Below are 18,590 nucleotides of genomic sequence, written 5' to 3'. Positions count from 1 at the left end.
CTCACCGTGAACGGAGTTCCGCGATGAGCACCGCTGTTCTCACCGGCTCGTGCCCCGAGTGCGAGACCGACCTGACCGTGCCCGAGATGGTCGAGGGCGAGACCCTCTCCTGCCCCGAGTGCATGCTGACCCTGCGCATCGAGGGCATCGAGGACGGCCGGCTGACCCTCCAGATGGTCGAGGTCCAGCTCCGCGACTGGGGCCAGTGACATGGCTAACCGAGTCGCCATCGTCGCGGACCGGGTCGGCTGGGAGGAACGCCGGCTGATCGAGACCGCCCAGGACTTCGGCCTGCGGATCGACTGGGTCAACGACGAGTCCCTGTGCGCCGGCCACCGCGACGCCCTGTCCGTCAAGGGCTACGACGCCCTCATGGTGCGCAGCCGCAGCTACACCCGGGGCGGCCTGATCGCCACCCTCGCCGAGGCCGACGGCTTCCGCGTCCTCAACTCGGCCTCCGCGATCCACTCCTGCGAGAACAAGCTGGTCCTGCGGGCCGTCCTGCGCGAGGCCGGCGTCCCGGTGCCGGACTTCCGGCTCGCCCTGTCCCGCAAGGACTTCGAGAAGGCCCTGGACGACCTCGGCGTACCGGTCGTGCTCAAGCCGGTCTACGGCGGCATGGGCAAGCGGGTGACGCTGGTCCGCGACGCCGACCTGGCGCAGTCCGTCTACGACTACGTCGAGGACCTCGGCCACGCCTTCGAGCAGGCCTGCCTGGTGGAGCCCTACCTCGGCGGCGGCTCGATCCGCTGCCTGGTCGTCGGCCGGGAGATCGTCGCCGCCGCCGAGTTCGAGAGCGCGGGCGCGGACTGGCGCAGCAACGCGGCCCTCGGCAACCAGAGCCGGGCCCTCGCCCACGACCCCGACGTGCAGAAGATCGTGGACGGCGTCGTGGACCGGCTCGGCAGCGGCATCTACGGGGTCGACCTGTTCAAGACCCCGTCGGGCCATCTCGTCAACGAGGTCAACCACGCCCCCGCCTGGCGGGGAGTGGCCTCCACGACCGGGGTCGACATCGCGTCGGTCGTGGTCCGTTACGTCCAGGAGACACTCGAATGATCCGTGTGGGAATCGCCGGCGCCTCCGGGCTCGCCGGCGGGGAACTCATCAGGCTGGTCACCCAGCACCCCGAGATGGAACTGACCTTCCTGGGCGGCGCCTCCAGTGCCGGCCGGCGGCCCGCCGAGCTGCACCCGGGACTCCGTCTCGACCTGGGCCTGACCGTCGAGCCCGTCACGGCCGACCGGGTGGCCGAGCGGTGCGACGTGGTGTTCCTCGCCACGCCCGCCCCCGTCTCCGCCCGGCTCGCCGCGGAACTCGCCGACCGCGTCCCGTGCGTGGCCGACCTCAGCGGCGCCTTCCGGATCCGCACCCCGGAGCTGCACGACCGCTGGTACCCGAAGGCCGAGCGGGCCACCGAGCTGGCCGACCGCTTCGTCTACGGGGTGCCGGAACTGGTCGGCGACCAGCTGGCGGACGCCGCGCTGATCTCGGTGCCCGGCTGCTACGCCACCGCCATCACGCTGGGGCTCGCCCCGCTCACCCTCGGGCTCGGCCTGAACCTGCGCACCGTGGTGATCGACGGCAAGAGCGGTTCCAGCGGCGGCGGTCTGCAGATGCGCGTCCCGGACCTGCACCCGCTGCGCAACGGCGCCATCGCGCCGTACGCCCCCACCGGCCACCGGCACGCCGCCGAGGTCAGTGACTTCCTGCAGCGCAGCAAGCCCGGCAGCGTCGGCTCCCTGGCCATGTCGGCGTACGGGGTGTCGCATGTGCGCGGACTGCTGGCCAGCTGCTACGTGTACACCGACGAGCAGGTGGACCAGCGGGACCTCCAGCGCGCCTACATCAGGTTCTACAAGGAGCACCGGTTCGTCCGGGTGCGCCGGCACAACGAGACGCTGATCCCGGTGCCCGACCCGCAGGCCGTGCTCGGCTCCAACTACTGCGACGTCACCGCCCTGCACGACCCGGACGGCGGCCGGATCGTCGTCCTCGCCGCCCTCGACAACCTGGTCAAGGGCGCCGCCGGCCAGGCCGTGCAGGCAGTGAACAAGCGCTTCCGCCTGCCCGAGGACACGGGCCTGACCATGCAGCCGGTGATGCCCGCATGAACGGTACGGACGCAACGCTCCCCCCGACCGTGGTCAAGCTCGGCGGCAGCTGCCTGGCCGACCTCGACGGCGGCTGGTGGGACGACCTCGCCAAGCACGGCCAGGAGCGACCGCTGGTCCTCGTGCACGGCTGGTCCAAGCCGCTGAAGCAGCTCAGCCCCCGCTACAGCGAACCCTCGGCGATCCTGCGCGACCGCTACGGCAACCAGAGCCGCTGGACCACCCCGGAGGTCATCGGCGACATCAAGACCGTCAGCGCCGAGCTGGGCCGGGAGGTGCTGGACCGGCTCGGACAGCGCGGCATCACCGCCCGGCGGCTGCTCGGCAGCGACGGCCTGGTCCGGGCCGGCGCCGGCGAGCGCTGGTGGTGGAAGGACAAGCAGCTGGTCGAGCTGGAGAACCTGGTCGGCCCGATCACCGGCGTCGACCCGGCACCGCTGACCGAACTGCGGCCCGGACACGCCTACCTCGTCACACCGCTGGCCCGGAACGAGGCGGGCCAGGAGGTGAACACCGACGCCGACCGGGCCGCCGCCGCCATCGCCGGGGCCACCGGCGCCACCGACCTGATCCTCGTCACCGACGTCGCCCACCTGCTGATCGACGGCGAGCCGGTGTCCGAGATCACCGCCGAGGCGGCGGCCGATTTCCGCGACAAGGGGGCCACCGGCGGCATGCGCAAGAAGCTGCGGGCCGCGGGCGAGGCCCTGGACCGGGGCGTGGAGCGGGTCGTCATTGGCAGCGCGCCGGTCACGGACCTGCTCGCCGCCCGCACCGGCACCGTCATCACGCGAACCTGAGGAGCACCACCGTGGCGAAATCCCGTGTGCTGGTTGTCAACAACCGCACCCTGTCCCTGAAACAGCTCCGCGGCCGTTTCGAAGCGCTGGGCTCGGACACCGACACCGTCGACGCGGCCTCCGTGCCCGCCCGGCTCGACGGCCGCTACCAGGCGATCGTCCTGAGCGGCACCAAGGTACGGGCCTACGACCAGGAGTACTACAAGCCGCTCGTGGACCTCGTCATGAACGCCGACGTCCCCGTGTTCGGCATCTGCGGCGGCATGCAGATCCTCGCGGTCGCGAACGGCGGCAAGCTGGCCGAGGGCCCGCAACGGGTCGGTGGCTACGAGGTCCAGGTCGACAAGGAAGAGCCCCTCTTCACCCATGTGAAGCCCACGGTGACGGTCTTCCACCGGCACACCCTCTACCTGCAGGAGGCCCCGCAGGGCTTCCGCTCCATCGGCCGCTCCGAGCACGCGCCCGTGGAGTTCCTGCGCTCCGACGACGGCCGGATCCACGGCTCCCAGGCGCACCTGGAGTTCCGCAGCGACGGCCTGGAGATCCTGCGGGGCTTCGCCCAGCTCTACCAGTGAACACACCTCACGAACCGACGGGAGTACTCGGCACATGAGCCTCGACGACACCACCACGCAGGATCCCGCGCTCGTCGTGCACCTGAACGGCAGCGGCGGCACCATCAAGAGCTGGGTCGTGATCGACACGCTGGTCGACGGCCTCGCGATGGGCGGCGTCCGGATGACCCCCGGAGTGACCCAGGAGGAGGTGGCCGGCCTCGCCCGCGACATGACCCACAAGTTCACCCTCGCGGGCCTGCGCATCGGCGGCGCCAAGGGCGGCATCGTCTCCGACGGCAGCGACCGCGAGCAAACCTTCCGCACCTTCGGACGCACCGTCAAGCCGCTGCTGCACGGTGGCATCCACCTCGGCATCGACATGGGCGTCACCCCCGCCGACCGGGCCGTCTTCTTCGACGAGGCGGGCTACGACCCGCGCTACCGGCTGGGCGCCCCGAACATGCCGATCGACTGGCGCACCTACTACGAGCCGCTCATCGACGTCACCGGGCACGGCGTCGGCGTCGCCGCCGTCACCGCCCTGGAGGCGAGCGGCCGTACCGAGCCCGCCCGGGTCGTGGTGCAGGGCTTCGGCGCGGTGGGCCGCGCGGTCGCCCGGTTCCTGGAGGACCGCGGCCACGTCGTCGTGGGTGTCGCGGACGCCCAGGGCACCATCAGCGCCGACCGGCTGCCGGTGGCCGACCTGATCGCCGTCACCGACGAGTTCGGGCTGATCGACCGCTCCCGCCTGCCGCAGCACGTCACCCTCTCCAGCGCCCCCGACGCCTGGCTCGACGTCGACGCCGACCTGCTGGTCCTCGCCGCCCAGAAGCACGCCCTGAACGCCGAGAACGCGCACCGCCTGCGCGCCGGCCTGGTGGTCGAGGGCGCCAACCTCGCCTCCGACGCCGAGGCGCGGGAGAAGGCCCGGGCGGCCGGCGCCACCCTGGTGCCGGGCGTCATCGCCAACATCGGCGGCGCCGGCGCGGCGGCCCTCGCCGTCACCCGGGTCGTGCCCTTCGAGCTGGCGGCCGAGGCGCGCAAGGCCTGGGTCTTCGACTGGATCGGCGACCGGGTACGCGACAACACCCGGGCCCTGCTGGAGATCGCCGCCGGACGCGCCGGCGACCCGCTGCCCGAGCTGCTCGCGGTACGACGTGGAGAACTGCGATGACGACGATCGTTCCCCCCGCACACATACCGGCGCCGGCCCCGGCCCCGGCGCCGGCCCCGGACCGCGCGGCCGAGTACCGGTCGCGCGGCTGGTGGAGGGACGAGACGTTCCTCGACGACCTGCGCCGGCAGGCCCGGATACGGCCGCGCAAGCTGGCCGTCGCCGGGCGCCGCCTGGGCGAGGCGCGCACCGACACCTTCGACTACGCGGAACTCTCCCTCCTCACCGACCGGTTCGCCGGAGCGCTGCTCGAACTCGACGTCCGGCGGGGGGACGTCGTCGCGGTCCAGCTGCCCAACCGGTGGGAGATGGTGCCGCTGATGTACGCGTGCATGGCCGTCGGCGCCGTCATCTGCCCCATCGCGCCGGAGTGCCAGGGCGAGGAGCTGCGCCACCGCCTCGAACTCACCGGGGCCCGGCTGTGCGTCACGGTCGCCGAGTGGGACGGACACCCCCTCGCCCGGGACGTCGCCGCGCTCCGCTCCGAACTGCCGCTGGAGCGCGTGGCGGTGATCGGCGGCCAGGCTCCCGAGGGCACGCTCGACTTCCACGAGCACTTCGTGGCGGTGCCCTGGGAGGACACGCACATGGGCGACCTGGAGGGCCGCGCGCTCGGCCCCGACGAGCCGTTCGTGGTGCTGTTCACCTCCGGTACCACCGGCTTCTCCAAGGGAGTCGTGCACAGCCAGAACACCGTGCACTCGGGCGTGCGCGGCTACGTGGACACCTTCCTGCTCCGCGACGACCTGGTGGCCGTCGTCACCACGCCGCTGGTGCACTACTCCGGCTTCGGCCAGGGCGTCCTCGCGGGCGTGATGCTCGGCGGGACGGTCGCCTTCCAGGACGGCAGGAACCACACCAGCCTGCTGGACCTGGCCGAGCGGTACCGGGCCACCCTGCTGTACGGCCCGCCCCCCACCCTCTTCGGAGTGGCGGCGGCCCAGCGCGCCGACCGGCACGACGTGTCCAGCCTGCGCTACACCGTCACCGGAGCCCAACCGGTGCTGCAGGAGCTGGTGGACGAGCTGCGCGACACCTTCGACACCGCCACCTACTCGGTGTGGGGGATGTCGGAGTTCGGCCCGATCACCATCAGCCGGCTCGACTACGACCAGGACTGGTCCGCGCACAGCCACGGCCGGGCGATCGACGCCATGCAGATCCGCATCGACCGGTGCGACGACCCCGGCCGGCGGGCGCGGGTGGGCCGGCTGCGGGTGCGCGGCGCGTCCCAGGCGCTCGGCTACTACCGCAACCAGCGCGCCTTCGACGCGGAACTGACCGCGGACGGCTGGTTCGACACCGGCGATGTGGCGCGGGAGGACGGCCGCGGCGGCATCCGCGTGCTGGGCCGGGCGAAGGACGCCGTCCTGCGGGACGGGGAGGTCGTCCCGATGGCCGAGCTGGAGGCGATCCTCTGCGCCCACCCGAAGATCGCCGAGGCGACGCTGGTCGGGCCCACCGGGCGGACGGACGACCCCGTGGTGGCCTTCGTCGTCCCGCGCGGCGGAGGCCGGCCCACGCTCCGGGAGATGCGGGAGCACCTGCTCGACCGCGGGCAGGACCCCCGCTTCCTGCCGGACCGCCTGGAACTGGCCGAGGCCCTGCCCAAGACCCTCACCGGCAAGGTGAAGAAGGCGGAACTGCGGCGGCGCCTCGCCGGAGCCTGACCCGCCCGTCCCGCACAGCGCGGCGGCACTGCCCATGGGCGGTGCCGCCGCGCTGTCGCGTGGGTACGGCGTCCTACGCCGGCCCGGGACCCGAGCCGGGAAGCCCGTAGCTGTCGGCGATCAGGGACAGCGACGTGAGCCGCTCCTCCAGGCCGTGCGCGTTGGAGGCCAGCATGAGCTCGTCGGCGTCCGTCCGCTTCGCCAGCGCGTCCAGCTGCTCCCGCACCGCGTCCGGCGTGCCGTGGACGGCGTTCTCCAGCCAGCCGGCGAGGATCTCCTCCTCGTACGCGGTGAACACATGGGACCTGGCCTCCTCGGGGGTGGGCACGAGCCCCGGGCGTCCGCTGCGGAACCGCACCGTGGTCAGGGCCCCGGTGCGCGCCTGGTCCCGGGCCTCCTCCTCGGTCCGCGCGGCGAACGTGAAGACGCCCACGACGGTGTACGGCTCGGCCAGTACGGGGGAGGGGCGGAAGGACTGCCGGTACAGCTCCAGCGCGGGGATCGTGTTGCGGGCGGCGAAATGGTGCGCGAAGGCGAACGGCAGCCCCAGCAGACCGGCCAGCTGGGCGCTGAACCCGGAGGAGCCGAGCAGCCACACGGCGGGCCGTCCGACCGCGTCCCCCTGGACCGGGCCGGGCACCGCGTGCACGCGGCGGTACGGGTGCCCTTCGGGGAAGTCGTCGTGGAGGAAGGCCATGAGTTCGGCCACGTCGGCCGGGAAGGAGTGGCCCGTCGCCGGCGCGTCGGTCCGCCGCAGCGCCCGCGCGGTCACCTGGTCGGTGCCCGGCGCGCGCCCGAGACCCAGGTCCACCCGGCCGGGGGCCATCGCCTCCAGGGTGTGGAACTGCTCGGCGACGACCAGAGGGGCGTGGTTGGGCAGCATGACGCCCCCGGAACCCAGCCGGATCCGGTCGGTCTGGGCGGCGAGGTACGCCAGGATCACCGCGGGGCTGCTGCTGGCTATGCCGGGCATCGAGTGGTGTTCGGCGACCCAGTAGCGCCGGAACCCGCGGGCTTCGGCCAGGCGGGCGAGGCGCGCGGAGGTCCGCAGCGCCTCCCGCGGGGTGTGGCCCTCTCCGACCGCCACCAGGTCGAGAACGGACAGGCCGTAGGCCATCGTGGGTGTCCCTTCGTCGTCGCGCACGCGTGCGCGGTCCGTCATGGAAAAAGGCCCGGGCCGGGGTGTGCGGGGGAAGCGAACCCGCACACCCCGGCCCGAGCGCCTGAGGGGTCTGTCCCGGTTACCTGGGGGCCGTGGTCCCGTACCGGACCTCGTTGGCCAGGACGACGCCGTGGCTGGAGACGTCCAGGACCATCCGGTCGCCGTTCTCGATCCGGAACCCGTCGTGGTACGTGGCCTTGTCCGCACCGAGGAACAGGTAGTTGACCAGGCCGGGGCGGCGCAGCAGCGGGTGCGAGAACAGGTACTCCGCCATGTCCGGGATCCGGTGGAAGAGGGAGTCGGCGCCGCACGAGAAGTCGCCCTGCCAGGCCCGGGCGCCGTCACGTTCGATGGTGACGCTGCCGGTCACCTTCTCGGGCGGGGTGCCGAGGAACAGCCACGGCGTGATCGAGGTCTCGCACAGCTTGGCGTACGGCGTCCACGCCCACGGGTTCTTCAGGTGCAGGCCGATGTCGTTCAGGTCGTTGCCGAAGGTGTAGCCGGCGTAGTGCGGGACTCCCTCGTCGTCGTTGGCGTACACCAGGACGACCTCGGGCTCCTCCAGCAGCCAGACGGGGTCGGCCGGGGTGGTGAGCGGTTCGTCCGGCATCCTCAGCCAGGAACCGAAGCCCTTGATGTAGTAGTTCGGGGCGGTGAACTCCTCGTCCGGTTCCGGGGCCCGGTCGAACTTGGAGCGGTGGGTGCCCATGAAGCCGTTGACCAGGGCGTTGTTGGAGGCGGTGGGCAGCAGCGGCGGGAGGAACCTCAGGCCGGAGTCGCCCGGTTCCACCTCGGTCCGGCCGCTCTGGCCGGCCACGGCGGACAGCAGGTCCTCCGGGCCGTGGCCGGCGACGAGCGCGGCCCGCAACTGGCCGTCGGTCACCGGGTACAGGGTGAGGGGGCTGCCGGGCACCGGCAGGCCGTGGCCCGCGTACCGCCGGCCCTGGTACTCGCACTCGAAGATGATGGACATGGCTGTCAGGGTCTCCTCAGGAGTGGGCGGATGAGTGGGGGGCCGGGAACCCGTGGGTACGGGAGGCGAGCACGATCCCGAGGACCGGGACCAGGAGGATCAGCACCGTCCAGGGGAAGGCGTCCGCTCCCACGGCGTCCAGCAGGAGGCCGCCGGCGATGCCGCCGCCGGCCATGGCGACGTTCCACAGGGTGACCAGCATGGCCTGGGCCGCCTCGGCGGCCTCCCCGCCGGCCTGGCCGCCCGCGGTCTGCAGCAGGGTGGGCACCCCGCCCCAGCCCAGCCCCCACAGGGCGGCGGCGACGTAGACCAGGGCGTCGGTCCCGGAGAAGGCGCCCATCACGGCGACGGCGACGCCGACCAGCAGGGTGCTGACGATGGTCAGGGTGCGCAGGTGCCGGTGGATGCTCGCGCCGACGACCCAGATGCTGACCAGGCAGGCGACGCCGAAGACGAGCAGGACCGCGTCCGCCCGGTCGCCCATGCCGATGTCGTCGAGGAAGGAGGCGATGTAGGCGTACAGGAGGGTGTGGGCCAGGACGAAGACCAGGGTGACGGTCAGCACCGCGGCGACCCCCGGCACGCGCAGGGTGCTGCGCATCGGGATCTTGCCGCCGGCCTGCTGACCGGGGTAGTCGGGTGCGACGGCCGTGATCCACACGAGCAGCACCACGGTCAGGGCGGTCATCGCGAGGAAGGCGGCCTGCCAGGAGACCACCTGCCCCAGGAAGGTCCCGGCCGGCACGCCCAGGGACAGGGCGACGGGGATCCCGGCCATGGCGATCGCGATGGCGCGGCCCTCCTGCTGCGGGGCGACCATGCGGCGGGCGTAGCCGGCCAGCAGGGCCCATGCCAGGCCGGCGGCGACACCGGCGACGAACCGGGCGGCCAGGGTGAGCGGGTAGTTCGCCGACAGGGCGGTCACGGTGTTGGCGACGGCGAAGCCGGCCATCGCGGTCAGCAGCAGCCGCTTGCGGTGCCAGCCCGCGGTGGCCGCGGACAGCGGGATCGCGGTGAGCACCGTGCCCAGCGCGTAGATGGTCACCGTCTGACCGGTGGCCGACTCGCTGGTGTGCAGGCTGGAACTCATGTCGGGCAGGAGCCCGGCGGGCAGGGTCTCGGTGAGACTGGTGATGAACACCGCGACGGCCAGCGCGAGCAGCGCTGCCATCGGCAGCTTCTGCTCCGCTGCCGGAGTCTGTCCGGACGCGGGGACGGGGGCGGCGGTGCCGGTGGTCGGCTCGGCGCTTGTCATGATGGGTGCCTTCGATGTGAGGGTCGAGCCCGGCGTGGAAGGGTCCTCCCGGGGCGGGGAACGGATCAGGCCCGCGCGGTGCGGGCACCGGTGAGATCGGTCAGCGCGGTGCCGAACTGCTCCAGGTTCTTGCGGATCCAGGGCAGTTCGAGCGGGTCCGGCGCGGTGAGCGCGGCGGTGCGCTGCTCGTCGTCCTCGCCGTACAGACGGCTGGTCGCGATCCGGATCCGCAAGGGGTCGCCGGGCTCCCCGAAGGCGCTCGCCGGGAGCACCCCGACGCCGTGCCGCTCGACCAGGAACCGGACCAGGTCCGCACCGCCGTGCACGTCGTGGGTCCGGGCCAGCCGGTCCCCGAGCGGTGCGAAGTCCGGGTACAGGTAACAGGTCGCGCGGACCGGGGCGAGGAGCGCGCCCGCGTCGGTGAGCCGGCCGGCGACCGCGCGCACCACACTCTCGTGCAGCCGGCGGCTCGCGGCGACACGTTCGGTGATCTCCGGCGGCTCGCCGAAGGCGTACGCGGCAGCGGCCTGCACCGGCGCCGGCGGGCTGGACCAGATCTGGCTGGCGACCGAGACGAGACGGCCGTGCAGAGAACGCCCCGGCCCGCTGTCGGGGAGCCGGGCCACACCGGTGCGCCAGCCGCCGACCGCGAGGTTCTTGGTGAGCCCGGTGGTGACGACGGTGCGCTCGGGGGCGTGCCGGGCCGGGGACTCGGCGGGCGGCGAGGCGTCGTAGACGAGGTCGCAGTAGATCTCGTCGGAGACGATGACGAGGTCGAGTTCGCGGGCCGCGGCCGCCAGGCGGCGCACCGTGTCGGGCGAGGCGACGGTTCCGGTCGGGTTGTCCGGCAGGGTCACCACCACGCACCGGGGGTCCCGGCCGGCCGCGCGCGCCGCGGTGACGGCCGTACGCAGCCGCTCCGGGTCCGGCACTCCGCCCTGGCCCGCGGCGATCGGCACGGGGACGGGACGCGCCCCCGCGAGCCGGGCCTGGGCGGCGTAGCTGACCCAGCTGGGCACGGGCACGACCACGTCTCCGCCGATGGCCAGCAGCAGCGCGAACAGCAGGGGCTTGCTGCCCGGGCCGGCCACGACCAGCCCGGGGTCGATGACGAGACCGCGCCGCCCCCAGTACCCGGCGGCCGCGGCACGCAGGGCCTGGCTGCCGGACACGGGGCCGTACGCGTTCTCGTCCGCGGCGGCGGCGAGCCGCCGGCGCAGCGCGGGCAGCACGGGCAGACCGATCTCCCCGCCGGCCATCGCCAGCACCTGTTCCCCGGCTCGGCGCCTGCGGTCCAGGGCCTCGTCGGCGGCCAGGGTCGCCGACATGGATACGGACGGGGCGTCGGACATGCTGTCACTGCCCCCAGTCGCGCAGCTGGACCTCGACCATCTCCAGGGTCAGCCGGCCGTCGGTGACGTCCTCCACGCGGAGGGTCAGCATGCACTCGGGGCAGGAGAGCGTCTCGCCCTGGACGACCGGCGGGACCGTCAGATCGGTCTCGCACTCGGGGCAGGCGCCGGTGAGGGTGGCGCTGGACATGGATCGACTCCGTTCGTGAGGTGGGTGACGGTCCACTACCTTCCAACGCACCGCCGGAAAGAGTAAGAGCGAGCCCGTCAATTCTCTGTAGTGGATTGTCAAGGAATGTCAAGACGAAGCGGAGTTGCAAGATTGCCCTGGCGGAATGTCAAGTCCGCGGGATTACGGCCGCCGAGGCCCTGAGCAGCAACTAACGTGCCGCCATGGACATTTTCCCGCTGCCCCGCCTCGGGCTGGTCGTGCCTCCGGAAAATCCTTTGGCGGAACCGGAGTTCAACCGTCTCGTCGGTACCGAGCTGAATGTGTACACCGCGCGTTTCCCGCTGACTCCGGGAATGGGCGTGAAGGAAACGATGCTGCGGTACAACGACGTTCTCGCGGACACGCTCGGCACCTTCGGCCGTATGCGTCTGGACGCCGCCGTGGTGGCGTGCAACGCGTCGCACTATCTGCTGGGCCCCGAGGGCGACCGCGCTTTCGTCGCCGAACTGTCGGAACGGTTCGGCTACCCCGTGCAGTCGACGACGCGGGCCATCCTCGCGGTGTGCGAACACTTCGGGATATCCCGCCTGACCCTCGTCTCGCCCTACTGGGACTGGCTGACGGAGACCTCCCGTTCCTTCTGGGAGCAGGCCGGTGTGGCGGTCGACCGGGTCGTCCTCGCCCCGGCCGTGCCGGACCCGGAGGAGAAGGACCACGAATTCGACCCGTACCGGGTGACGACCCGGACACTCCTGGAGCGGATCCGCGCCGCCGGCCTGCCCGACGACGGGGCCGTCCTCTTCACCGGCACGGGCATGGGCACGCTGGCCGCCCTCGCCGAACTCGACCGCGAGTTCGGCCGGACCACGCTGCTGACGTCCAACCTCGCGGCGGCCTGGTGGGCGCGGCGCGCGGTGGGGGCCGCCGGCGCGGAGGTCCACCCGCTCCTGGAGCGCCTGGAACGCGGCGCGCGCTGAGGGCCCGCCGAGCTTCCCGTTCTTCCCGTTCTCCCTGTTCTTCCCGTTCCCCCCTCGTTCCCTTCCCCGATCCGCAGACCGTTTCCAAGGAGGCGCCGGCCGTGGTCACCGACAGCGCAGCACAGCAGACGTCCGATTCCCTCGTGGCCGTGGTGAGCGGCGGCGCGTCCGGTATCGGGGCGGCCGCCGCGGCCGCGCTCACCGCCCGGGGCGTGCGGGTCGCCGCCCTCGACCTGAAACCCGAGGAGGTGGCCGCGCCCGCCGTCGGCATCGCCTGCGACGTCACCGACGACGCCTCCGTGCGCGGTGCAGTGGCCGAGGCCGTGGGGCGTTTCGGCCGCATCGACATCGTCGTCAACAACGCCGGTGTCGCCGCCCAGGGCACGGTCGCCGAGAACGCGGACGAGGAGTGGCACCGCGTGCTGGACGTGAACGTCGTCGGCATGGTCAGGCTGGCCCGCGCCGCGCTGCCGTACCTGCGCCGGTCCCCGGCCGCCGCGATCGTCAACACCTGTTCCGTCTTCGCCTCGATGGGCGTGCCGCGCCGGGTCCTGTACTCCGCCTCCAAGGGCGCCGTCCACTCCCTGACCCTCGCGATGGCAGCCGACCACGTCCGGGAGGGCATCCGCGTCAACGCCGTGGCCCCCGGCGCCGTCGACACCCCCTGGATCCAGCGGGTGCTGGCGCTGAACGCCGACCCGCAGGCGGCGCGGGAAGCGCTGGACGACCGCCACCCGCTGGGCCGTCTGGCGCGGCCCGCGGAGGTCGGCGAGGCCATCGCGTACCTGGCCGTCGACGCCTCCGGCACCACCGGGACGGTCCTCGCCGTCGACGGGGGCATCCACGACCTGCGCCTGTGAGACGGGTGCCGGAGCGCGCGGGACGACGACGCCCCGCCGGGATCCCCGGCGGGGCGTCCGCCCGTCACGGCCGGGCGGTCGCGCCGGTCCGCCACGGCCGCACCTGTCCCGTCAGGCGGAACCGACCGGTTCCTCCAGGACGAGCAGGCGGCGCTGGCAGATGAGGTAGCCGAGTTCGGCGCGGCTGCGGCTGCCCAGAACCTCGGCGACCTTCTTGATGTGGGCCGAGACCGTACGCGAACTCATGCCCAGGCGGGCGGCGATCGCCTCGTCGGTGTGGCCGGTGACGACCATGCGGAGCACGGCGGCGCGGACCGAGTCGGTCACCAGGTCCGGGCGGTGCTGTTCCGGCGCGATGGAGACCGGTCTGGCGCGCGCCCAGGTGTGTTCGAAGACCGTGACGAGGAAGGCGACGGCGCCGGGGTGCCGGACGGCCAGCGCCGCGTTCTTGCGTTCGGGGATGCCGGGGATGAAGGCCACCGAGCGGTCACAGATGATGAGGCGTTCGAACACCTCGTCCACGGTGCGGACCTGTGCGCCCTCGGCCGTCACGCGCTCGATGTAGGCGAGGGTCGGCTGGTGGGAGCGGACGCTGTGCTGGTAGAGCGTCCGCTGGGTGACGCCGCGCCGGAGGATCGCCAGGTCGCGGGGCAGGGCCTCGGCGAGCAGGGCGGGGGAGCGGCCGCCGCCCGGCTGCGCCGTGAGCAGTTCCTCCGTGCAGGCCTCGACGACCAGCCGCAGCGACTGGCTGATCACGTCGGCGCCCCGCAGGGACTCGATGGGGACCCCGGTGTCGTGCTGGGCCCGGTGATACAGGCTCTGGGCGGCCACGAAGGACGAGCGCAGTGACGACAGCGTATTCTCGTGGTGTTCGATCTCTCGGACCACGGAGCGGGAGAGTTCCGCCTCGGCGACTTTCGGGGGGATCGGGACGTACAGTCCGGCGACGCCCGGAATGGGGCGCAGCAGCCGGTAAGCGATGAGGCATTCGGGAACGTCCCCCGAGATCGTTCCGTCATTGAGGGCTTCGCGGTAACGCTCCAGTCCCTGAGCGCAGAAATACACGCCCGGCGATGTTCCGTCGGCGCGCTTTCGGCCGTCGTCCTTCTCCTCGATGTCCTCTTCCTGGCACATATGTCCCACCTTCGTGTTGGCGCGTTGCGTGATCCCGACGCCTGTCGCCCTCGCTTCCCCGGCCGCACGTCAGCATCATTGATCACGTGGGGGGACGCGGTCGAGCGGGCCCCTGCCAGGCCATTCGGCCTGGCCAGGGCCGCGAATGATCATCACCGCCAGCCACGCGGGATATTGCTAAACATGGAACTACTCACACTGGCGAGGTATCGAAGATGTACCAGACTGCCCGGTACGGCCGCGTCTGCACCGCCGTTGTCGTGGGTATCGCCACGACGGGCGACGACTCGGCCTGGGGCTGATTTCAGCCAACCAGACCGAATTTCGCCGAGAGGGAATTCTCTGTTCCGTGCCCGGGGGGATGTGCCGGGGGACACGGGGGGCTTTCCGTAGTTCTTTCGGGGGGATGAGCGGTTTCCCGAAGGAGTGTCAGCAGTTCGCGTCGGAGTACAAGATTTCACTGTGCACCGGCCCGGGGAGGGAAAGAGGTATGTCCAGCGAGCCGTACGACGTCGTGGTCGCCGGCGCGGGCCCCGCCGGGCTGCTCACGGCGGCCCTGGTGGCCGGCCGGGGTCACCGGGTGCTCCTGCTGGAGCGGGACCCGGGTCCGGGGCTCCTCCCGGGCGGGGTCGTACGAGAGCGGTCCACCGCGGTCAACGTCGTCGTCGAGGACGAGCGCGTGACCGGGCTGCGCCACCTCCCGGAGGGGGAGCCGGCCCGCACCGTGCGGGCCCGCTGTGTCGTGGACGCCTCGGGCCACGACAGCCTGCTGCGCCGTCATGTCGCCGGCGAACGCGGGTCGTCCGGGCTGGCCGTGTACGCCTGCTTCAGGGCGGACACCGGCCGGGCGGAGGCCCCCCGGCGCTTCCCGTTCGGCAACGGCTGGTTCTGGACCGCACCGGCCGGCGACGGGCTCACCCAGGTGGGCGCCGTGGTACGTCCGGACGTGGCGGACCGGGTGCGCACGGACCCGGAGGGCGCGCTGTCCGGCTTCGCCGAGGCCTGCCCGCCGGTCAGGGACCTCCTGGCCGGGGCCGCCCGGGCGACCGGCGGGCCCGGCCGGTTCCGGGTGCGCCCGCACTGGTCGTACGCCGACCACCGGCTGTGGCGCCGCGGGATGCTGCTCGTCGGCGACGCCGCGTGCGCGGTCGGGGCGCGGTCGCTGCCGTCCCCCGGGACGCACCTGGCGTGCCGGGGCGCCGGACTCGCGGCCCGCGCCCTCGACGGGTTCCTGCGCGGAACGGCGGACGAGGCGGAGGCCTTCGCGGAGTTCGAACGCCGCTGCCGGGAGGCGTACGACAGCGTCCTGCACGACGGGCTTCTCCCGGAGGAGGGCCTTCCCCACGAGGGCCGTCCCCACGAGGAGGCGCTCCCGTCGCCACCCCGCCCGTTCGCCGGTGCGCCGCGGGCCCGCGTCAGTCGGTGACGAGGTCGTCCGGCGCCGACCGGGCGAGTTCGACCAGCTTGCCGAGGGCCTGCGACAGGACCTCCGGCTGGGGGGAGGCGAGGCCCAGGCGCACGGCGTTGGGTGCCTGGCTGCCGCCGACGGTGAACGCGGCGGCGGGCACCACCCCGATGCCGTGCCGCGCCGCCGCGGCGACGAACGTGTCCGCCCGCCACGGGCGGGGCAGTTGCCACCAGCAGTGATAGGAGCGCGGATGGCTCCGCACCGCGAAACCGGCGAGGTGCCGGCCCGCGATCTCCTGACGTACCGCCGCTTCCCGCTGCTTGGCGGCCACCAGCTTCTTCACGGTGCCGTCCTGCTGCCAGCGGTGGGCCGCCTCCAGCGCGAACCGCATGGGGGACCAGCCGCCCGAGCGCAGCGAGACGGCGATCTCGCTCGTCAGGGCCGGCGGCGCCACCGCGAAGCCGAGCGTCAGACCGGGCGCGATGCGCTTGGAGAGGCTGTCGATCAGCACGGTCCGCTCGGGGGCGTAGGCCGCGAGCGGCGGCAGTTCGTCGCGCAGGAACGCCCAGATGGCGTCCTCGACCGCCGGGATCCCGAGCCGCAGCAGGACCTCCGCCAACTGCTCGACGCGCTGCTCGGGCATCGTCAGCGAGAGCGGGTTGTGCAGCCTCGGCTGGACGTAGACGGCGTGCAGCGGGGCCGCGGCGTGGGCCTCCGCCACGGCCTCCGGGACCAGTCCGTCGTCGTCCATGGCCAGCGGGACGAGGGTGATGGCGAGCCGGGCGGCCACGGCCTTGACGACCGGATAGGTCAGCTCCTCGACGCCGAGGCGGCCGCCGGGCGGCACCAGGGCGGTGATGACGGCCGAGATGGCCTGCCGCCCGTTGCCCGCGAAGAGGACCTGCGCGGGGGCGGGGCGCCAGCCGCCGCGGGCGAGGGTGTCGGCGGCGGACTCCTGGACGGCCGGCAGGCCGGACGTGCCGACCGGCAGCAGGGCGTACCCGAGGGCGTCGGGGCGCAGCAGGCCGCCGAGCCCCTCGGCGAGCAGCGTGCTCTGCTCGGGCACGGCGGGGTAGTTCAGCTCCAGGTCGACCCGGCCGGCCGCCGGCTCGGTGAGCGCGGGCGGGGCGGTACCGGACGCCGCGGACACCGCGCGCACGAACGTGCCGCGTCCCACCTCGCCCACGGTCAGGCCGCGCCGGGCCAGCTCCTGGTACACGCGGGTGGCGGTGGAGTTGGCGATGCCCTGCTGGCGGGCGAACTCGCGCTGCGGGGGGAGGCGGTCGCCGGGCCGGAGGACGCCGGACCGGATGTCCTCGGCCACCGCGTCGGCGACGCTCTGATAGTCCTTCACGCCTCGTGCTCCCCTCGTCCGCTCCGGGCCGCCTCCATCCAACCACAGCATTGCACTCGGTGCAATGAGTCGGTTGCATCGAGCTATTGCCCTGTCCTAAGCTCCGAGTATTGCCCCGAGGTCAGGAAGGGAGTCCTGGGCTCAGTGAAGACGACCCCGACCCCGGCCCGGTCACCGCTCGGCCGCGCTCCCGCACCCCTGCCCGACTGTCGCCGGTGCGGCTTCCGATCCCATCTGATCAGGCAGGACGTCATCGCCGACGCGCTGCGGGAGTACGCCGCCGCCTGGCAGGCGACGCTCCGCGACCCGGCCCTCGGCGGTCGACGCACGGGCGCCTCCGCCTGGACGCCCTTGGAGTGCGGCTGTCACGTCCGGGACATGTGTCTGCTCTTCCCCGCCCGGCTCGATGCAATCCTGGGGCAATCCAGGATTGCCCCGACACCGGTCCTCGGTGTGCCGCCCGGAGCATCCGCGGACGACCCCGACAGCCCCCCGCGCTACCGGGACGAGGAGCCCCGGCACGTCGCGGAGGAGCTGGGACGGGCCGCCGAGGCCCTGGCCCGCCGCCTGGCCCGGCTGACCACCGACGACTGGCACCGCGACGACCCGCGCCTGGGCGATCCGCGGCTCACCGTCGACTTCTTCACCCGCCACCTCCTGCACGACATCGTCCACGACCTCGCCGAGGCCGGGCACGACGCCGGCGCCGACACGGCGCACGCGGAGAACGGCGACACAACGCACCTACGAATGAGGGGTTTTCATGGTTGAACTGAGCGGGATCCTCGGCGTCTCGGTGGTGGCACTCGGCATGGTGCTCACCCCCGGCCCCAACATGATCTACCTCGTCTCCCGCAGCATCACCCAGGGCAGGCGCGCCGGGATCATCTCCCTCGGCGGTGTGGCCCTGGGCTTCATGATGTACCTGCTCGCGGCGAACCTGGGCCTGTCGGTCGTCTTCCTCGCCGTGCCCGAGCTGTACGTCGCGGTCAAGCTGGCGGGCGCCGCCTACCTCGCCTACCTGGCCTGGAACGCCCTGAAGCCGGGCGGCGTCTCCGTCTTCGACCCGCAGGACGTGCCGCACGACTCGCCGCGCAAGCTGTTCACCATGGGCCTGATGACGAACCTGCTCAACCCGAAGATCGCCATCATGTACCTGTCGCTGATCCCCCAGTTCATCGACCTGGACCGGGGCCACGTCCTGCTCCAGGGCATCATCCTCGGTTCGTTCCAGATCGTGGTCAGCATCGCGGTCAACCTGACCATCGTGCTCGCCGCCGGCACCATCGCCGTCTTCCTCTCCCGCCGCCCCTCCTGGCTGAAGGTGCAGCGCTACATGATGGGCACGGTGCTCGGCGCCCTCGCCGTCACCCTGGCCATCGACACCTCCGGTCCGACCGTCAGCAGCTGACGGACACCGGCGCACACGCCGAGGGGGGACACCGACTCCGGTGTCCCCCCTCGGCGTTGTGCCGTGTCAGGAGTGCTCGCGGGACGGACCGCAGGACTGCGCGCGGGCTGCGGTGAGGTGTTCCGCGTGTTCCTGGAGGGAGCGGACGCCCACGTCGCCGTGGTTCAGGGCGTCGATGCCCTGGACGGCCGCGGCGAGTGCCTGGACGGTGGTCAGG

Annotated in this window: 19 protein-coding genes; 12 read left to right on the top strand and 7 right to left on the bottom strand. The window is 72.7% G+C overall.

The genetic code is table 11. The features are described 5' to 3' along the window. Nucleotides 1-23 precede the first annotated feature (23 nt). Genes ACZ7N4_RS37305 through ACZ7N4_RS37275 form a run of 7 tightly spaced genes read left to right on the top strand, consistent with a single transcriptional unit; the run spans nt 24 to nt 6,315 of the window. Complete coding sequence (locus ACZ7N4_RS37305) at nt 24-209, top strand: lysine biosynthesis protein LysW (protein WP_356162895.1); 186 nt, start codon at nt 24-26, stop codon at nt 207-209. 1 nt (nt 210) lies between these two features. Beyond that, nucleotides 211-1,059 carry an ATP-grasp domain-containing protein gene (locus ACZ7N4_RS37300; protein WP_471368046.1) on the top strand — a complete coding sequence of 283 codons (849 nt, stop codon included), beginning with the start codon at nt 211-213 and terminating at the stop codon, nt 1,057-1,059. Beyond that, nucleotides 1,056-2,114, top strand: coding sequence for an N-acetyl-gamma-glutamyl-phosphate reductase (gene argC, locus ACZ7N4_RS37295; RefSeq protein ID WP_471368044.1), 1,059 nt, complete (start codon nt 1,056-1,058; stop codon nt 2,112-2,114). The genes ACZ7N4_RS37300 and argC overlap by 4 nt, the downstream gene beginning before the upstream one ends. Further along, on the top strand, nt 2,111-2,914 hold the full coding sequence (locus ACZ7N4_RS37290; RefSeq protein ID WP_471368041.1) for an amino acid kinase family protein: 804 nt from the start codon (nt 2,111-2,113) through the stop codon (nt 2,912-2,914). Before argC ends, ACZ7N4_RS37290 begins: the two co-directional genes overlap by 4 nt. Nucleotides 2,915-2,925: 11 nt before the next feature. Beyond that, the gene (locus tag ACZ7N4_RS37285; protein ID WP_471368039.1) at nt 2,926-3,489 is read left to right on the top strand and encodes a type 1 glutamine amidotransferase; all 564 of its coding nucleotides are present in this window, start codon (nt 2,926-2,928) and stop codon (nt 3,487-3,489) included. A 34-nt stretch (nt 3,490-3,523) separates the two neighbouring features. Further along, entirely contained in the window at nt 3,524-4,645 is a 1,122-nt protein-coding gene (locus tag ACZ7N4_RS37280; protein ID WP_471368037.1) for a Glu/Leu/Phe/Val dehydrogenase dimerization domain-containing protein, read from the top strand. After that, nucleotides 4,642-6,315 carry an AMP-binding protein gene (locus tag ACZ7N4_RS37275; RefSeq protein ID WP_471368035.1) on the top strand — a complete coding sequence of 558 codons (1,674 nt, stop codon included), beginning with the start codon at nt 4,642-4,644 and terminating at the stop codon, nt 6,313-6,315. Before ACZ7N4_RS37280 ends, ACZ7N4_RS37275 begins: the two co-directional genes overlap by 4 nt. A gap of 73 nt (nt 6,316-6,388) precedes the next feature. Here the strand turns inward: ACZ7N4_RS37275 and ACZ7N4_RS37270 are convergent, their stop codons facing one another. The 5 genes from ACZ7N4_RS37270 to ACZ7N4_RS37250 all read right to left on the bottom strand — a co-directional run bounded on the left by ACZ7N4_RS37270 (nt 6,389) and on the right by ACZ7N4_RS37250 (nt 11,247). Then, nucleotides 6,389-7,477 (bottom strand): LLM class flavin-dependent oxidoreductase, encoded by a 1,089-nt coding sequence (locus ACZ7N4_RS37270; RefSeq protein ID WP_471368033.1) that lies wholly within the window; start codon nt 7,475-7,477, stop codon nt 6,389-6,391. A gap of 79 nt (nt 7,478-7,556) precedes the next feature. Then, nucleotides 7,557-8,450 carry a fumarylacetoacetate (FAA) hydrolase gene (locus ACZ7N4_RS37265; protein ID WP_471368031.1) on the bottom strand — a complete coding sequence of 298 codons (894 nt, stop codon included), beginning with the start codon at nt 8,448-8,450 and terminating at the stop codon, nt 7,557-7,559. 16 nt (nt 8,451-8,466) lie between these two features. Beyond that, nucleotides 8,467-9,705 (bottom strand): MFS transporter, encoded by a 1,239-nt coding sequence (locus ACZ7N4_RS37260; RefSeq protein WP_471368029.1) that lies wholly within the window; start codon nt 9,703-9,705, stop codon nt 8,467-8,469. A 65-nt stretch (nt 9,706-9,770) separates the two neighbouring features. Next, the gene (locus tag ACZ7N4_RS37255; RefSeq protein WP_471368026.1) at nt 9,771-11,057 is read right to left on the bottom strand and encodes a pyridoxal phosphate-dependent aminotransferase; all 1,287 of its coding nucleotides are present in this window, start codon (nt 11,055-11,057) and stop codon (nt 9,771-9,773) included. Nucleotides 11,058-11,061: 4 nt separating this feature from the next. Beyond that, nucleotides 11,062-11,247: a lysine biosynthesis protein LysW gene (locus ACZ7N4_RS37250; protein ID WP_189306927.1), complete on the bottom strand. Its 186-nt coding sequence runs from the start codon at nt 11,245-11,247 to the stop codon at nt 11,062-11,064. A 203-nt stretch (nt 11,248-11,450) separates the two neighbouring features. Between ACZ7N4_RS37250 and ACZ7N4_RS37245 the strand changes: the two genes are divergently transcribed. Both ACZ7N4_RS37245 and ACZ7N4_RS37240 read left to right on the top strand, forming a co-directional pair. Beyond that, nucleotides 11,451-12,206, top strand: a complete 756-nt coding sequence (locus tag ACZ7N4_RS37245; RefSeq protein ID WP_471368023.1) for a maleate cis-trans isomerase family protein — start codon at nt 11,451-11,453, stop codon at nt 12,204-12,206. Between the two features lie 101 nt (nt 12,207-12,307). Continuing rightward, nucleotides 12,308-13,066 carry an SDR family NAD(P)-dependent oxidoreductase gene (locus ACZ7N4_RS37240; RefSeq protein ID WP_471368021.1) on the top strand — a complete coding sequence of 253 codons (759 nt, stop codon included), beginning with the start codon at nt 12,308-12,310 and terminating at the stop codon, nt 13,064-13,066. Nucleotides 13,067-13,177: 111 nt separating this feature from the next. On the opposite strand, the gene ACZ7N4_RS37235 is transcribed toward ACZ7N4_RS37240, so the two are convergent. Further along, the gene (locus ACZ7N4_RS37235; RefSeq protein WP_471368019.1) at nt 13,178-14,200 is read right to left on the bottom strand and encodes a LuxR C-terminal-related transcriptional regulator; all 1,023 of its coding nucleotides are present in this window, start codon (nt 14,198-14,200) and stop codon (nt 13,178-13,180) included. A gap of 490 nt (nt 14,201-14,690) precedes the next feature. On the opposite strand from ACZ7N4_RS37235, the gene ACZ7N4_RS37230 reads away from it, so the two are divergent. Next, nucleotides 14,691-15,626 (top strand): NAD(P)/FAD-dependent oxidoreductase, encoded by a 936-nt coding sequence (locus ACZ7N4_RS37230; protein WP_471368017.1) that lies wholly within the window; start codon nt 14,691-14,693, stop codon nt 15,624-15,626. Here the strand turns inward: ACZ7N4_RS37230 and ACZ7N4_RS37225 are convergent. Next, entirely contained in the window at nt 15,616-16,962 is a 1,347-nt protein-coding gene (locus ACZ7N4_RS37225; RefSeq protein WP_471368015.1) for an aminotransferase-like domain-containing protein, read from the bottom strand. The genes ACZ7N4_RS37230 and ACZ7N4_RS37225 overlap by 11 nt on opposite strands. 144 nt (nt 16,963-17,106) lie before the next feature. Here ACZ7N4_RS37225 and ACZ7N4_RS37220 point away from each other — a divergent pair, with 144 nt between their 5' ends. Next, a complete protein-coding gene (locus ACZ7N4_RS37220; RefSeq protein WP_471368013.1) occupies nt 17,107-17,733 on the top strand; it encodes a hypothetical protein in 627 nt (208 codons plus the stop codon). After that, on the top strand, nt 17,726-18,373 hold the full coding sequence (locus ACZ7N4_RS37215) for a LysE family translocator (RefSeq protein ID WP_471368011.1): 648 nt from the start codon (nt 17,726-17,728) through the stop codon (nt 18,371-18,373). Before ACZ7N4_RS37220 ends, ACZ7N4_RS37215 begins: the two co-directional genes overlap by 8 nt. Nucleotides 18,374-18,590: the final 217 nt, after the last annotated feature.

This window comes from Streptomyces sp. NPDC107654, assembly GCF_055639035.1.
Note: the sequence above shows the minus strand (reverse complement) of the source record. Positions and strands in the feature narration are given on the sequence as shown.

Excerpts from the sequence above, each read along its gene's own strand:
- ACZ7N4_RS37305 (WP_356162895.1), top strand. The coding sequence starts at position 24 with ATGAGCACCGCTGTTCTCACCGGCTCGTGCCCCGAGTGCGAGACCGAC.
- ACZ7N4_RS37300 (WP_471368046.1), top strand. The coding sequence starts at position 211 with ATGGCTAACCGAGTCGCCATCGTCGCGGACCGGGTCGGCTGGGAGGAA.
- argC (WP_471368044.1), top strand. The coding sequence starts at position 1,056 with ATGATCCGTGTGGGAATCGCCGGCGCCTCCGGGCTCGCCGGCGGGGAA.
- ACZ7N4_RS37290 (WP_471368041.1), top strand. The coding sequence starts at position 2,111 with ATGAACGGTACGGACGCAACGCTCCCCCCGACCGTGGTCAAGCTCGGC.
- ACZ7N4_RS37280 (WP_471368037.1), top strand. The coding sequence starts at position 3,524 with ATGAGCCTCGACGACACCACCACGCAGGATCCCGCGCTCGTCGTGCAC.
- ACZ7N4_RS37275 (WP_471368035.1), top strand. The coding sequence starts at position 4,642 with ATGACGACGATCGTTCCCCCCGCACACATACCGGCGCCGGCCCCGGCC.
- ACZ7N4_RS37270 (WP_471368033.1), bottom strand. The coding sequence starts at position 7,477 with ATGACGGACCGCGCACGCGTGCGCGACGACGAAGGGACACCCACGATG.
- ACZ7N4_RS37265 (WP_471368031.1), bottom strand. The coding sequence starts at position 8,450 with ATGTCCATCATCTTCGAGTGCGAGTACCAGGGCCGGCGGTACGCGGGC.
- ACZ7N4_RS37260 (WP_471368029.1), bottom strand. The coding sequence starts at position 9,705 with ATGACAAGCGCCGAGCCGACCACCGGCACCGCCGCCCCCGTCCCCGCG.
- ACZ7N4_RS37255 (WP_471368026.1), bottom strand. The coding sequence starts at position 11,057 with ATGTCCGACGCCCCGTCCGTATCCATGTCGGCGACCCTGGCCGCCGAC.
- ACZ7N4_RS37250 (WP_189306927.1), bottom strand. The coding sequence starts at position 11,247 with ATGTCCAGCGCCACCCTCACCGGCGCCTGCCCCGAGTGCGAGACCGAT.
- ACZ7N4_RS37245 (WP_471368023.1), top strand. The coding sequence starts at position 11,451 with ATGGACATTTTCCCGCTGCCCCGCCTCGGGCTGGTCGTGCCTCCGGAA.
- ACZ7N4_RS37235 (WP_471368019.1), bottom strand. The coding sequence starts at position 14,200 with ATGTGCCAGGAAGAGGACATCGAGGAGAAGGACGACGGCCGAAAGCGC.
- ACZ7N4_RS37230 (WP_471368017.1), top strand. The coding sequence starts at position 14,691 with ATGTCCAGCGAGCCGTACGACGTCGTGGTCGCCGGCGCGGGCCCCGCC.
- ACZ7N4_RS37215 (WP_471368011.1), top strand. The coding sequence starts at position 17,726 with ATGGTTGAACTGAGCGGGATCCTCGGCGTCTCGGTGGTGGCACTCGGC.